Source organism: Paenibacillus sp. HWE-109 (assembly GCF_022163125.1).
Taxonomy (GTDB): domain Bacteria; phylum Bacillota; class Bacilli; order Paenibacillales; family NBRC-103111; genus Paenibacillus_E.
Genome location: NZ_CP091881.1, coordinates 3704240 through 3717224, shown reverse-complemented (window position 1 = coordinate 3717224; position 12985 = coordinate 3704240). Strand labels below are relative to the sequence as shown.

Genomic DNA, 12985 nt, shown 5'->3' with positions numbered 1-12985 from the left:
TACATATACCTTTTCAGGTCAATTTATGGTAGGATAGGAATAGCGCAATTAGAGGAGGTCTTCATAAATGGCTGTTTTTAATGTGAAAAATATTTGTGATTCAACGCGTACGAAGTTAAAAGAAACGACTGCCAAAATGGAGCTGTTTCTGAATCAACATTCGCTCTCACTGTTAAATGTGGAGAATGATCCCGCTATGGATGAATTTTACCGAGGTTATCTTCAAGATACTCGTCATCTTTTAGTATTTTGTGAAGTGGCGTATGAGAAATTGGGCGTTAGCTTGAGACGTCCTACTTTTAATGTGGATTTTTCGGAAAAAGTGTTGTATGAGGTATATCATACTTGCGTGAATACATTTTTCTATCCCAAAAATGAATGCTATTCCGAGGATGGCCGTTATGCTTATACGGGACAAGATGCCATCCGCTTCCGCAAAAAACCTTCACGTGAAGTGCGTGATTTGACGATTGAATTGTCCAAAGTATTTGAAGAGCTTCGTGAGGATCTTTCCTATTACGAAACAGATTACATCACGCAGCGTCGTATGCAAGGCGAAAAAGTATAAATACAATCTACGTACAAAAGATAAAAGGGATGCCGAATATTCGCGCATCTTTTTTCTTTTAGAGGAGGCTTGGACGCATGGAACGCGACGAGTTAATCACAAGCAGTATCTCCATTATCAAGTTGAATCAGCACCCCCGTGGCGGATATATTGCTTCTCCGCTTTTTGCGCCTTACGCTTATAGTTGGCTCAGAGATGGGACGTTCATCGCCAATGCGATGGACCGTGTCGGTGAAAATGAGAGCGCAGGTTTGTTTTATAAATGGGTTGGCCGTGTCCTCCAGGATAAGCGCTCGCAGGTTGATGCTTTAGTTCAGAAGCATGAGCGCCATGAGTGGATTGATCGGTCCGAATTTTTGGGTACGCGCTATCATTTGGATGGCCGCGACGATGTTTCTGAATGGGGACACTTCCAGCTCGACGGTTACGGAGCTTGGCTGTGGGGTCTTACGGAGCATGTGAAAAAAACGGGGCACCGTCATCTGTTGGACGAACTGCGTGAAAGCATTGAGATCACCGTTGATTATTTGATGACGTTCTGGCATTATCCGAATTTCGATTGCTGGGAAGAAAATCCGGATTATGTTCATCCTGCGACCTTAGCTTGTGTGTACGGGGGATTGAAAGCGTTAGGGGAGCTTGAAGGGCGTGAAGAGCTGCTTGAAAAAGCAGCAATGATCAAAGGGTTCATCCTTGAGCACTGTGTTCATGAAGGGCGTTTCGTGAAATCGATCCATTGTATCTCCGAAATATGGCAGCCAGCCTTGTCTGGCGTCGATGCCAGCTTGCTTTGGCTTGCTGTTCCATTCGGTGTTTGTGAAGTCACAGATCCGGTTATGCGCAGCACGGTGCAAGCCATTGAGGCGGATTTGAAGCATGGAGGCATTCAGCGTTATGCCGAGGACCGCTATTTCGGCGGCGGTGAGTGGTTGCTGTTAACAGCTTGGTACGGTTGGTATCAGAAGGAACTTGGCCATCTGGAGGAAGCGCGGCGCTCTTTGGCGTGGATTTGCAGTAAAGCAGATTCACTAGGGCGCTTGCCTGAACAAGTCGCAGATGCCTTGAGATCCCCGGATGCTTATGCGGAGTGGCTGCAGAAATGTGGCGAACCCCCGCTGCCCCTGCTATGGTCCCATGCGATGTTCTTGGTGCTATCTGACAGCTTGCAGTGAGCATAGACCACCTCTTTGACGGGCAAATTGTTAATGGAGGTGTTGACGATGCCAGATGTAAAATGTTCAGTTGCCAATTGCGAATATTGGGTGCAAGGCAACAACTGTCATGCAGGAACCATCATGATCGAAGTTGATCAACATGCAACCGCCAATTATAACGAAGAGTTTGCCGGGGAATCATTTGATACGGATCATCAGGATGCTGCAAGCAATGTTGCCAATACGTGCTGCCACACATTCAAAGCCAAGAAGAAATTGTAAGATCAGCGTGGAGGCCCCATGACTAACAACGACGATCTCATGGACAAGGCGACGAAGGAGCGGTTCCAGCGTGACCAGCTTCGTACAGAAGGCGGGCTGAACCATAAGGAAGAATACGCAGCCGAGATCACAGCTCCTACCCGGAGAATCAACGATGCAGAGCCTTACAGAAACAGATCATCTAATCATGCAGATACCTACTCGGATGTTCCTGATGAAGAGATTGAAGAGTTGGTTGAGGCTGTTACACGCAATAAGGCTGTTGGGTATATAGCTTTGTTCGTGGCGTTGGCCTCACTGTTTGTCTGGCCAGTTCTGCTTGGGATTTCCGGTATTGTGCTTGGCATTATCGCGCTTCTTATGGGGAACAAGGGGCTTGGCGCTTGGTCCATTGCGCTTGGATTTATTGCGGTTGCCGCCTATTTTTTATTAGTCCCTTATTATGGTTAAGTGTAGAGAAGCAAGCCGAGAGATCGGCTTGTTTTTCTTTTTTTTTGAAAAAACAGGTGAATTCACGTTTAAGCCCGATAATTAGGGGGTAGATACTCGTTAGGGCCTCATTTTAGTGCATATACTCTCATTTGCTCGTACTATTTGGCTTCAGGAGTCATATTCGCACCTTTGAATGCTTACAGTATTATTATATAATGAAAAGTGATATTTTAATTCAAATCGAAATTAAGGGAGGTGTACCTATTCTCCTTGGTGCGGTTTCGCGCTTGATAGGGGATAGGTAAGGTATTGGAAGATCCTTTGCCCGAAACGTTAATCAGTTTTCTGTTAATGTTTGGACTGGTGTTGTTGAATGGTTTTTTTGTTGCTGCTGAATTTGCAATGGTGAAAGTAAGAGGAAGTCGGATTGATTCGCTTGTTGGCGAAGGTCGCCGCAATGCTAAGTTTGCACAAGGTATCATGAATAATCTCGATGCTTATCTAGGTGCATGTCAGCTAGGGATTACACTGACTTCATTGGGACTTGGTTATGTCGGGGAGCCGACGTTCGCCAAAATTCTGGAACCGCTGTTTGCTCCACTGCATCTGCCGGATTCGGTGTTCCACACGATTACTTTTATTATCGCCTTTTCCCTTATGACCACACTGCATATTACATTAGGTGAACAGTTCCCTAAGACATATGCCATTCGTAAGGCAGAGCAAATTACGCTGCTTTCAGCAGGGCCTATGGTATTGTTTTATAAAGTGATGTACCCGTTTATTTGGATTCTGAACGGTATTTCCAATTGGATGTTAAGACGTGCGGGGATCGAGCCTACGACTGAACATGAGTCGGCACACACCGAAGATGAAATTCGGGTTCTCATGAAAGAAAGTCACAAAAACGGACTAATAGATAATACAGAGCTCACGCTTGTTGACAATATATTCGGATTTGCAGAGACTACAGCCAGGGAAATTATGATTCCGCGAACCGAGATGGAATGCTTGTATGCGGGGCTTTCCTATGCGGAGAATTTAGCCATAGCGATCAAAGAAATGCGCACTCGCTATCCGGTCTGTGACCCTGACAAGGATAACATTATTGGATTTGTTCATATCAAGGATTTACTTAAACCGGATGCGAACCTCAAAGGGATTAAGAAAATTATACGCCCGATCACGACGGTTCCGGATTCTATTCATATCAGTGATTTGCTGAAAATGATGCAGAAACGCAAAAGCCAGATGGCTTTGCTGATTGATGAGTATGGTGGAACATCAGGACTTGTTACCCTTGAAGACATCATGGAAGAAATTGTCGGTGAAATTCAGGATGAGTTTGACGAAGAGCGTCCAACCATTGAGATGAAGGATGAAAATACGTTCTCCATTGATGGCTTGCTGCTTATTGATGAAGTGAATGAGTATTTCGGTCTTGAGATTGAATCCGATGATTACGATACGATCGGCGGCTGGATTTATTCGCAAACGGAGATTCCGCCAAGCAAGAACCAACAAGTCAGTTACAATGACGAGTTTATATTTATCGTGGAAGAAACTGATCATTTGCGCATCTCTCGCGTCATTGTCAGAAAGTTTACCGAAGAGAATGAAATGTTACAGCAAAATATTTCTTGAAATGGAAGAGGGACAGTCTAATGACTGTCCTTTTTTGTGGCCAGAAAGCCTAAGTTTTTGGATGGATTTAAGGGATTCTCCCTTTTTAGTTGGAGGTATATACAAGCTTTTTGGCAATGAGATCCTCTAGCTTAGCCTTCGTGCGGAGATAAAGGAACGTAAAGCCGCGATACTAGCAAAATGTGTCAGGATAGCGAGTCTAAGGGAACTACAGTACAGCTATCATTCTGAAAACCGCGATATTCCAAGCCAGAGGGAACTACGATCCGCTATTTCACCGTTTTCCGGTTGGAATCAGCAGGTTTCGCTTAAATAGCGGATCGCAGTTCCCATTCATGCTACGTCTATCCCATTTCCCGCCAGTTAGCGGATCATAGTTCCTTTTCACACGACGCTCTCTGTCATTGCATAGCCCAAGGGGAACTACGATCCGGTATATTGTTGAAAATCGTTATGAAGACGCTCATCTCTTAGGGCGGCAAAGCCGCTTTCTTAAATTCATTGCGTGCTCGCAAGTCAGACTAGTCGCCGGGGCTCAAAACGTGTACAATGGACATAACGATGAAATGATAGAAAAGAGGTCTGACGGATGAACAGCACGAACAGCATAGACCCTAGAGTAATGAAAGAATTGCTCCAGCTTCAGATGCTAAGTAAAATGAGTTTGCTATCCGGTGATGACACCAAGTCTTCAAGTACAGACGAAGCTAGTGATTTTAGTGAGCTGCTGCAGACGGTGATGGGGCAAGCTTCCGGTTCGGCTGCGGGAACTGCGCTTACCAGTCAAGATGCAATGAGCTCTTTATTGGGCGGAGCGTCGATGACTAGCGTCCCTAATTCTTTGGCCGCTTTAGGCAAGGCGTATACACCCTTACAAAAACCAGGAAAGTCGTTCGCCGCGACTTCACAATACGAAAATATTATCCAACAGGCAAGTGCCAAATACGGTCTTGATTCATCCTTAGTCAAGGCAGTCATTCAGCAAGAATCCAGTTTTAATCATCAGGCGGTATCCTCAGCAGGAGCCAAAGGGCTGATGCAGCTTATGGATGGGACAGGCAGCGGCTTCGGAGTAACGAATCCGTTCGATCCTCAGCAAAATGTGGATGCAGGCACGCACTTTTTAAGTAATTTAGTGAAGAAGTACAATGGCAATGAAGGCGTTGCGCTTGCTGCTTACAATGCAGGGCCTGGACGAATTGATCGCTTAGGGATCCGGACGGACCAGGATTTGGCGGATAAACGCCATTTGCTTCCGCAAGAAACGCAGGACTATGTATCCAAGGTTTTTACTCATAAACGTAATTTTTCGCTATAATGCACGAAAGATGGAAGCTGATTTCCGCGAGTATCATGCGGGAGTCAGCTTTTTGTGTCTAGGGACAAGCTTGAGTTATCAACGATTATACGTTTTAATAGGAAAAAAGGGGAATCAGTGAGTGATGCTTTATTTGGACTATGCGGCAACCTCGCCGCTTTATGAAGAAGTCATAGACACCATAACCGAAGTAATGAAGCAGCACTATGGCAATCCGTCTTCGATTCATGGATTGGGAGTCCAAGCGGAGAAATTGCTTAACAGCGCCAAGGAAGTCATAGCGGGCATCTTGGGCGTGCAACCGGCTCAGATCATTTGTACATCCGGCGGCACGGAAAGCAATAATCTAGCGATCAAAGGCGCGGCCTACAGCTATCACAATCGCGGCAAGCATCTGATTACGACACAAATTGAACATCCTTCGGTCAAAGAGGTGTTCATGCAGTTGGAACAAGAGGGATTTCGAGTCACTTATTTACCTGTTAATCATGTGGGAATTGTTGATATAGCGGCCTTGAAAGCGGCTATTTGCGAAGATACCATTCTGGTCAGTATCATGTATGTCAATAATGAAGTAGGTACGATTCAGCCAATCAAGAATATTGGCGAACTGCTTGCCGATTACCCCAAAATCCTGTTCCATGTGGATGCCGTGCAAGGAATCGCCAAGCTTCCCTTGCGCCTTAAGGAGTGGGGCATTGATCTATGCAGCGCATCGGCGCATAAGTTCCGAGGCCCTAAGGGCGTCGGCTTTCTCTATCGCAGAGAGGGCGTTCAGCTCAAGCCGCTGCTTGTAGGAGGCGGCCAGGAATCCGGGCTTCGTTCAGGCACGGAAAACGTACCGCTAATTGTCGGAATGGCCAAGGCGCTCCGGATTTCTGCGGAGCAGCTTGCAACGAAAACTGCGCATAAATATCATATCCGGCGCTTATTTGTGGAAGGGATCCGAGAGATTCCGCAGCTGCGCTTAACCGGATCTGAGATCGAAGAAGAGATGGTTCCGCATATTGTTCATTTCTCTTTTGCCGGCATGAAGGCAGAGGTGGTTGTGCATGCCTTGGAGCAGCGAGAAATCTGCCTTTCTACGAAGTCGGCCTGCGCATCAGACGAGTCTGATCCCAGCTATGTCATGCTGGCCATGGGGTGCAGTCCGGAGCAGGCGGTTAGCGGGCTGAGAATCAGCTTCTCGGATGAACATAACGAACAAGATGTGGAGCAGTTCCTTGCAGCACTGCGAGGAGTGGTAAGGGAGCTTACACCGATGGTACAGAAACCAACGGACAGAAGGGGGAAACGAAGATGAAACCGGATTGTTTAATTTTGCGTTTTGGCGAGTTGACACTAAAAGGGAAAAATCGCAAACGATTTGAGCGCAGCGTAATGACACAAATTCGTAAAGTTTTGGGGTCATTTCCTGATTTGAGGTATATTCCGGAATATGGGCGCGTATATGTGGAGCTAGGGGGAGCGGCGTATGAAGAAGCTTCGTCGGCTCTGCAGCGGGTATTTGGATTAGCGTCATTCAGCCCGGCGTATCATGCACCCATGGAGGTCGAAGCGATTCAAGCAATGGCTCTTGAGATTATGCAGGCACTGCCCAAGCAGCCCAAAACGTTTAAAGTGACCGTACGCAGGGTGAATAAATCATTTCCGCTGGATTCGCAGCGCATGAATTATTTGGTTGGCGGTTATGTGCTGCAAGCAAGTCCCGGATTGCAGGTGGATGTTCATCAACCGGAAGTGGAGCTAAGGGTAGAGATTCGTGAGGAACAGGTTCTGTTGTACGCGGAGGTTATTGAAGGCGCAGGTGGATTCCCCGCAGGAACGAGTGGGAATGCCTTATTGATGCTTTCCGGAGGGATTGATAGCCCCGTTGCCGGATGGCTGGCGATGCGCAAAGGGCTCTCGATTGAAGCGATCCACTTCCATAGCTTTCCTTATACAAGCGAGCGCGCGAAGGAGAAGGTCATTGATTTGGCCCGCCAATTGTCTTCCTACACAGACTCTGTCAAGCTGCATCTTGTGCCATTCACAGAAGTGCAAACATCGATCCATCAAGCGTATCAGGATAATTTATTAGTAACGCTTATAAGAAGAGCGATGTATCGCATTGCTGAACAGATTGCCGATCAACGTGGGCTAAGCGGCTTAGTCACTGGCGAGAGCTTGGGCCAAGTAGCGAGTCAAACACTACCCAGCTTGAACGTCATCGGGCGTGTCGTCACACTGCCTCTTTTGCAACCGCTGATGATGATGGACAAGCAAGAGATTATTCGCATTGCGGAGAAGATTGGCACATTCCCAATCTCGATCCTACCTTATGAAGATTGCTGCTCCTTGTTTCTTCCGCCATCTCCGAGCACCAATCCTAACCTCCGAATGGTCGAGAAAATCGAGAACAGCATGGACTTCTTGCCAGCGCTCATCGAGAGAGCAGTCACACAAACGGAAACTATTGAAATCGTTCATGGACAAAGGAAGAAGGTGTCAGACGCGCATTTATTTTAATGCGCTACGACCCTTCGGTAGGTGACATCGTCGCCTGTTCGCCATGTATTCCGGGAGGTTGTAAGGCATGATTGATGCGCTCATACTGTTTTTGCAAATTATGTTGATCAATATCGTCTTAAGCGGCGACAATGCGGTAGTCATTGCGTTAGCAAGCAAAAATTTGCCGGTGGAACAGCGGAAACTGGCTGTTTGGTGGGGCGCTTTCGGTGCCATTGCACTGCGTTTGGTATTGACATTAGTCGCCGTGAGCTTGCTCGACATTCCTTACATACAAGCAGGAGGATCGATTCTGCTTTTCTGGATTGCGATCAAGCTGCTTACCGATGATGACAGTCACGCGAATGTGAAGGAAGCCTCGACGCTCGGCAAAGCTATATGGACGATTATTGTTGCTGATTTTGTGATGAGTCTGGATAATGTGCTTGCAATTGCTGCCAAGGGGAATGGGAACAACACCGTTATCATTTTGGGAATAGGGCTTAGTATTCCCATCATTATTTGGGGCAGCACGCTTGTCATGAACCTGCTGCAAAAATACCCGATACTGGTGCTTATAGGGGCTGGAATTTTGGGGTATACAGCGGGAGAAATGTTTGTTAAGGACGAGAAAATGATCGATTGGGTACTGATGGATTTCGAGTTTCTGCATGTGTGGATTCCGATCGTGGCCGCGGCGCTTGTCGTTATGATCGGATTAACTGTCAAAGGACTGCGCATGTATCAGCTGAAAACCAGAAATGAATAGAATAAGGAAGAACCGCCAAGCTGTGTTTCGACAGCGCAGCGGTTCTTTTTGTGTCAGGAATTGAAACTTTTTTCCATTTTTGTCGTCTACTTATGAGACAGGTTGGATAAGAAGGGAGTCAATAGCGTGAATGTAAGCCCGAATAGAAAAGGAAATCTGCGATTTAAATGGTTGATTGGCTGTATGCTCATTGTTTTATGGCTGCAAGGAAATCTATTTTTCGCAGGAACAGCAAGTGCGGAAGACGCTCCTAAGATTGAAATTCAATCGGAGATTGGCTTTGGAGCGGCGAATGTGAAGCAAAGCAACTGGACCCCGGTGAAAATAACCTTGCATAATAAGGGGACTGCTGACTTATCGGGTGATCTGGTTATTCAAGTCGCCCATCCGAATGGGAACAAGGACTTCAGTTATGCCAAATTGGTGGAACTGCCCAAAGATAGCACGAAAGTCATTTCCATGTTAATCCCTGGATTCCCCTACACCAATGTTAATAATACCATCTCATTTTACGAAAAATCGGTAAAGAGCGGGAAGAAAGTCGCGTTGGATGGCAAAACCTATTTGGAAGCCTTCCCAGTACCGAAGGAAACGTTGCAAGTGGGCGTTTTGGCGCGTGATGTAGACACGATGAATTTCCTAAGCTTGTTGAATCAGTCAGGTAAAAAGCTCAATCTGATTCATTTGAAACAAACAGAAATACCACTGGATACCTTGGGTTTAGACAGTTTTGATGTGCTTGTTCTGAATGATTTTGCTTCGGATACGTTGACGCAGGATCAAGTTCAAGCGATTCAGCAATGGACGCAGCGCGGAGGTACGCTGATTCTAGGCGGTGGTGCTGGTTATTCCAAAACGGCTGCGCCTTTTTCAACTGCTTCCCCAGTAACGTATCAAGGCACGCAGACTGTGACAGATCTGCCAGAGCTAGCCAAAATGGGAGAGAAGGAGCTAGCGCTTGGCACGCCATTCACGATTTCCAAAGCTGCCTTAGTAAACGGAGCAGAAGCTGTCGTTTCGGAACAGACAATCCCTATTTATGCTCGTTCTTCCTATGGAAGCGGCTATGTAGATTACGTTGCTTTCGATTTATCGTTAAATCCAATGGCTTCGTGGAATGGGAATACGCGTCTATGGGAGCAGTTGCTATCGGGGCCAATTGAGCGGGCGAATGCCTATAATTTGAATCAAGGGCGTTATGGTGGAGATTCCTTTTGGGAAATGAATGAAGCATTAGATTATTTTCCTTCGCTCCAGCCGCCTAAGTTGGCTCGTCTTGCGCTTGTTTTGCTTGTTTATGCAGTTATCGTCGGACCGATCCTCTACTTCATTTTGCGTCGATTAGATCGTAGAGAGTGGGCATGGTACATCATCCCTTTGGTGGCGATCGTCACCAGCTTTGGCATCTTTCAATTTGGAGCAACCAATCGGGCAAGCTCCATGGCACAGTCCTTTTCGACGCTAACACTTAATGGTTCAGGGTCAGGCATTAAGCAGTCGATGATATCTGTGTTTTTGCCAAAAGGAGGAGATTTGGAGCTCAAGTTGCCAGATAAAGGAGCCGCCTCTCCCTTCTTGCAAAGCGAAGTTTATCCGAATCTGCAGCTCAGCGGTCGCAGTGAGTTCATATTTCGACAAGATCAGGATTCGTCATCTCTGGTCGGGCTGCAGGATATTGCGTATTCCTCGATAGCCAAGATTGCCAAAAACGATGAACAACCTGTAGCGTTTGGCAAGTTGGACTATACGATTACGGATTTATCGGTGAACGGTGTAAAAGGTGAAGTGACGAATCATACAACGAAGGATTTAACCAACGTCGCTATTTTAGTGAATCAAACTTATCTGAATGTGGGTGACTTGAAGGCGGGCGCTTCAGTTAGCTTCAACACGGCTGGAAGCGTCACGGTGTCCAATGGACAGAATTATGGTCAACTGGCCTTTCCTTATCCGATAACCAGTAAGATGCTGGATAATGGTCGACATCAACGCGCGTTGTTAAATGCCTTCATGCAGCGCAATTTCAAGGTCGCAGGCGGATTCGCGCCCATGATTATTGGTTGGTTTAGGGAACAGACTTCCCTTCCCATCACGTCTAGCGGATCTGTGCCAACTGAGCAGCTCACCCTGGTTTCTCAGGAGATGAAACTTAATTACGTGACTCCTGATGGCAGAATTGTCATCCCGAGTAAAGCAATCGTTCCTACTTTAGCGGATAATCATTTGAAAATGAGTGCTTTACAGTTCCGTGATGGTCCATTCATGCAGATGGGCGGCGGCGATGTTACCCTTGTGTATACATTACCTCCATTAAGTGGTGTGAATTATCAGAAAATGGAAATGATCGGCGACCCGAATTCTGAAGTAACGTTGGAATTGTGGAATGCCCAAACAAATGCGTGGGAACCGCTTGCCATGAAAGCTTCTCAATCTTGGGAAGGGGACAAGCTGCAGCCTTATATTACGGAGGGGAAATCCATTCGCATGAAAGCAACAACCATTCAAAATAATACGATGTTCCGCATGCCGTCTGTTTCTCTGGAAGGATCGGTGAAACGATGATTACAACCAAAGAACTTACTAAAAAATACGGCAATTTTACGGCATTGGATTCCTTGACGATGCAGATTGACAAGGGGACAGTCTTTGGCTTTGTAGGTCCTAATGGAGCGGGTAAATCGACGACGATGTCCATACTTGCCACACTGCTGAATCCGACCTCAGGTACAGCGGAAGTTGGCGGGTATGATGTCACGGATAAGCCCAAAGAAGTACGCAGGCTCATCGGCTACATGCCGGATTTCTTTGGTGTTTATGATAATTTCAAAGCAACGGAGTATTTGGATTTCTACGGAGCCAGTTATGGCATCTCAAGAGCAGACCGGTTGAAATTGATACCGCAATTATTGGACCTTGTAAATTTAACCGAGAAAGCTGATTTTTATGTGGATTCTTTGTCACGTGGGATGAAACAGCGGCTTTGTCTAGCCCGGTGCCTCGTGCATGAGCCAGAGGTTTTAATTTTGGATGAGCCGGCTTCTGGTCTGGACCCTAGAGCGCGTATTGAAATGAGAGAGATTCTGAAAGAACTTAAAGCTATGGGGAAAACGATCATTATTTCTTCGCATATTTTGCCGGAACTCGCTGAAATGGTTGATGAGATCGGTGTCATTGAATATGGGAAGCTGATCGCAAAAGGCAAGGTGTCCGATATTCAAAATCGGATGAAAGCGAATCGTGTGCTGCAAATCAGAGTAGTGAACCGCTCGGAAGAAGCTTTAGCTTACCTGAAGCAGCAGCCGCATGTCACAATGGCACTTCAAGATGAGAAAGGCCTTCATGTTCATTTTGGCGGTACAGATGAGGATCAATCTTTACTCCTTGCGCGTTTGATTGAGACCGGATTCCCGCTTCTTTCATTCAGCGAAGCCTTAACGAATCTGGAAGATGTCTTTCTGGAAATCACCAAAGGAGGCGGCGCCCATGATGAACAGCAAGTTAAATTGGATTAACCCCGTGCTGGAGAAAGAATTCCGCTTGCGTATGCGGACCTTCCGATCCCCGCTGTCAATTCTGGTGTATTTGCTTGCGATCGGTTTGATCGCACTTGGATTTGCTTACATTAATATGAGCAATATGCAAGCAGGCGTGCTCAGTACAACTAAAAGCAGTGAGTTGTTTTATTTTCTAAGCGGTACGCAGCTGGTTCTTATTGCCTTCATGACACCTGGCTTAACGGCCGGGGTGATCAGCGGAGAACGAGAAAAGCAAACGTTAAATATGCTTCTAACGACGCAACAGAGTTCGGAAACGATCATACTCAGTAAATTATTTGCTTCCCTCAGTTTCATGCTGTTAACGGTCGTAGCGACGATGCCTCTTTACAGTATTGTGTTTCTCTATGGGGGGGTATCGCCGAAACAAGTGCTGTCTGTCTTTGTTTTTTATGTGTTCGTTATGCTGCTATTCGGCGCGGTAGGGATATTCTTTTCAACAGTTTTGAAGAAAACGGTCATTTCGATTATCGCCACGTATGGTTTTGTGCTATTTGTTTTTGGGTTCACCGCTTTGGCGGGATTATTCTTTGCCAATTTGGGACGCAATGGCATCGATGAAGACGTGCTCGGGTATTTCCTAAGCTTTAATCCAATGGCTGTTCTAGTAAGCTTGATGGTCCCTGATTTTGCGAAGCAATTGTTCAAAGGGCATGAACCGCTGCAAATGTGGCACATCTTCGTAGCCTCATACACGGTACTGCTGCTTCTTTTTATCTGGTTAAGCGTCAGGTATTTGCGACCGATTATGAAACGAAGAAAATGATCGAACAAACG

12 protein-coding genes are annotated in these 12985 nt (G+C 46.4%); all 12 read left to right on the top strand.

The features are described from left to right. Positions 1–67: 67 nt before the first annotated feature. Positions 68–568, top strand: coding sequence for a YpuI family protein (locus LOZ80_RS15830; protein WP_173216683.1), 501 nt, complete (start codon positions 68–70; stop codon positions 566–568). 77 nt (positions 569–645) lie between these two features. Next, on the top strand, positions 646–1740 hold the full coding sequence (locus tag LOZ80_RS15825) for a glycoside hydrolase family 15 protein (protein WP_238172288.1): 1095 nt from the start codon (positions 646–648) through the stop codon (positions 1738–1740). Between the two features lie 48 nt (positions 1741–1788). Continuing rightward, positions 1789–2004, top strand: coding sequence for a DUF1540 domain-containing protein (locus LOZ80_RS15820; RefSeq protein ID WP_238172287.1), 216 nt, complete (start codon positions 1789–1791; stop codon positions 2002–2004). Between the two features lie 18 nt (positions 2005–2022). Next, on the top strand, positions 2023–2454 hold the full coding sequence (locus LOZ80_RS15815; RefSeq protein ID WP_238172286.1) for a DUF4190 domain-containing protein: 432 nt from the start codon (positions 2023–2025) through the stop codon (positions 2452–2454). A 333-nt stretch (positions 2455–2787) separates the two neighbouring features. Continuing rightward, the gene (locus tag LOZ80_RS15810) at positions 2788–4080 is read left to right on the top strand and encodes a hemolysin family protein (protein ID WP_238173002.1); all 1293 of its coding nucleotides are present in this window, start codon (positions 2788–2790) and stop codon (positions 4078–4080) included. Positions 4081–4669: 589 nt separating this feature from the next. Further along, a complete protein-coding gene (locus tag LOZ80_RS15805) occupies positions 4670–5398 on the top strand; it encodes a lytic transglycosylase domain-containing protein (protein WP_238172285.1) in 729 nt (242 codons plus the stop codon). Positions 5399–5522: 124 nt separating this feature from the next. Beyond that, positions 5523–6701, top strand: a complete 1179-nt coding sequence (locus LOZ80_RS15800; RefSeq protein WP_238173001.1) for a cysteine desulfurase family protein — start codon at positions 5523–5525, stop codon at positions 6699–6701. Further along, positions 6698–7906 carry a tRNA uracil 4-sulfurtransferase ThiI gene (thiI, locus tag LOZ80_RS15795; protein WP_238172284.1) on the top strand — a complete coding sequence of 403 codons (1209 nt, stop codon included), beginning with the start codon at positions 6698–6700 and terminating at the stop codon, positions 7904–7906. The genes LOZ80_RS15800 and thiI overlap by 4 nt, the downstream gene beginning before the upstream one ends. Positions 7907–7973: 67 nt before the next feature. Next, positions 7974–8654, top strand: a complete 681-nt coding sequence (locus tag LOZ80_RS15790) for a TerC family protein (RefSeq protein WP_238172283.1) — start codon at positions 7974–7976, stop codon at positions 8652–8654. Positions 8655–8780: 126 nt separating this feature from the next. Beyond that, a complete protein-coding gene (locus LOZ80_RS15785) occupies positions 8781–11216 on the top strand; it encodes a DUF8815 domain-containing protein (RefSeq protein WP_238172282.1) in 2436 nt (811 codons plus the stop codon). Further along, the gene (locus LOZ80_RS15780) at positions 11213–12166 is read left to right on the top strand and encodes an ABC transporter ATP-binding protein (protein WP_238172281.1); all 954 of its coding nucleotides are present in this window, start codon (positions 11213–11215) and stop codon (positions 12164–12166) included. The genes LOZ80_RS15785 and LOZ80_RS15780 overlap by 4 nt, the downstream gene beginning before the upstream one ends. Continuing rightward, positions 12138–12974: an ABC transporter permease gene (locus tag LOZ80_RS15775; protein WP_238172280.1), complete on the top strand. Its 837-nt coding sequence runs from the start codon at positions 12138–12140 to the stop codon at positions 12972–12974. Before LOZ80_RS15780 ends, LOZ80_RS15775 begins: the two co-directional genes overlap by 29 nt. The last annotated feature ends 11 nt before the right edge of the window (positions 12975–12985 follow it).

Excerpts from the sequence above, each read along its gene's own strand:
- LOZ80_RS15830 (WP_173216683.1), top strand. The coding sequence starts at position 68 with ATGGCTGTTTTTAATGTGAAAAATATTTGTGATTCAACGCGTACGAAG.
- LOZ80_RS15815 (WP_238172286.1), top strand. The coding sequence starts at position 2,023 with ATGACTAACAACGACGATCTCATGGACAAGGCGACGAAGGAGCGGTTC.
- LOZ80_RS15805 (WP_238172285.1), top strand. The coding sequence starts at position 4,670 with ATGAACAGCACGAACAGCATAGACCCTAGAGTAATGAAAGAATTGCTC.
- LOZ80_RS15810 (WP_238173002.1), top strand. The coding sequence starts at position 2,788 with ATGTTTGGACTGGTGTTGTTGAATGGTTTTTTTGTTGCTGCTGAATTT.
- thiI (WP_238172284.1), top strand. The coding sequence starts at position 6,698 with ATGAAACCGGATTGTTTAATTTTGCGTTTTGGCGAGTTGACACTAAAA.
- LOZ80_RS15775 (WP_238172280.1), top strand. The coding sequence starts at position 12,138 with ATGATGAACAGCAAGTTAAATTGGATTAACCCCGTGCTGGAGAAAGAA.
- LOZ80_RS15825 (WP_238172288.1), top strand. The coding sequence starts at position 646 with ATGGAACGCGACGAGTTAATCACAAGCAGTATCTCCATTATCAAGTTG.
- LOZ80_RS15790 (WP_238172283.1), top strand. The coding sequence starts at position 7,974 with ATGATTGATGCGCTCATACTGTTTTTGCAAATTATGTTGATCAATATC.
- LOZ80_RS15820 (WP_238172287.1), top strand. The coding sequence starts at position 1,789 with ATGCCAGATGTAAAATGTTCAGTTGCCAATTGCGAATATTGGGTGCAA.
- LOZ80_RS15800 (WP_238173001.1), top strand. The coding sequence starts at position 5,523 with ATGCTTTATTTGGACTATGCGGCAACCTCGCCGCTTTATGAAGAAGTC.
- LOZ80_RS15780 (WP_238172281.1), top strand. The coding sequence starts at position 11,213 with ATGATTACAACCAAAGAACTTACTAAAAAATACGGCAATTTTACGGCA.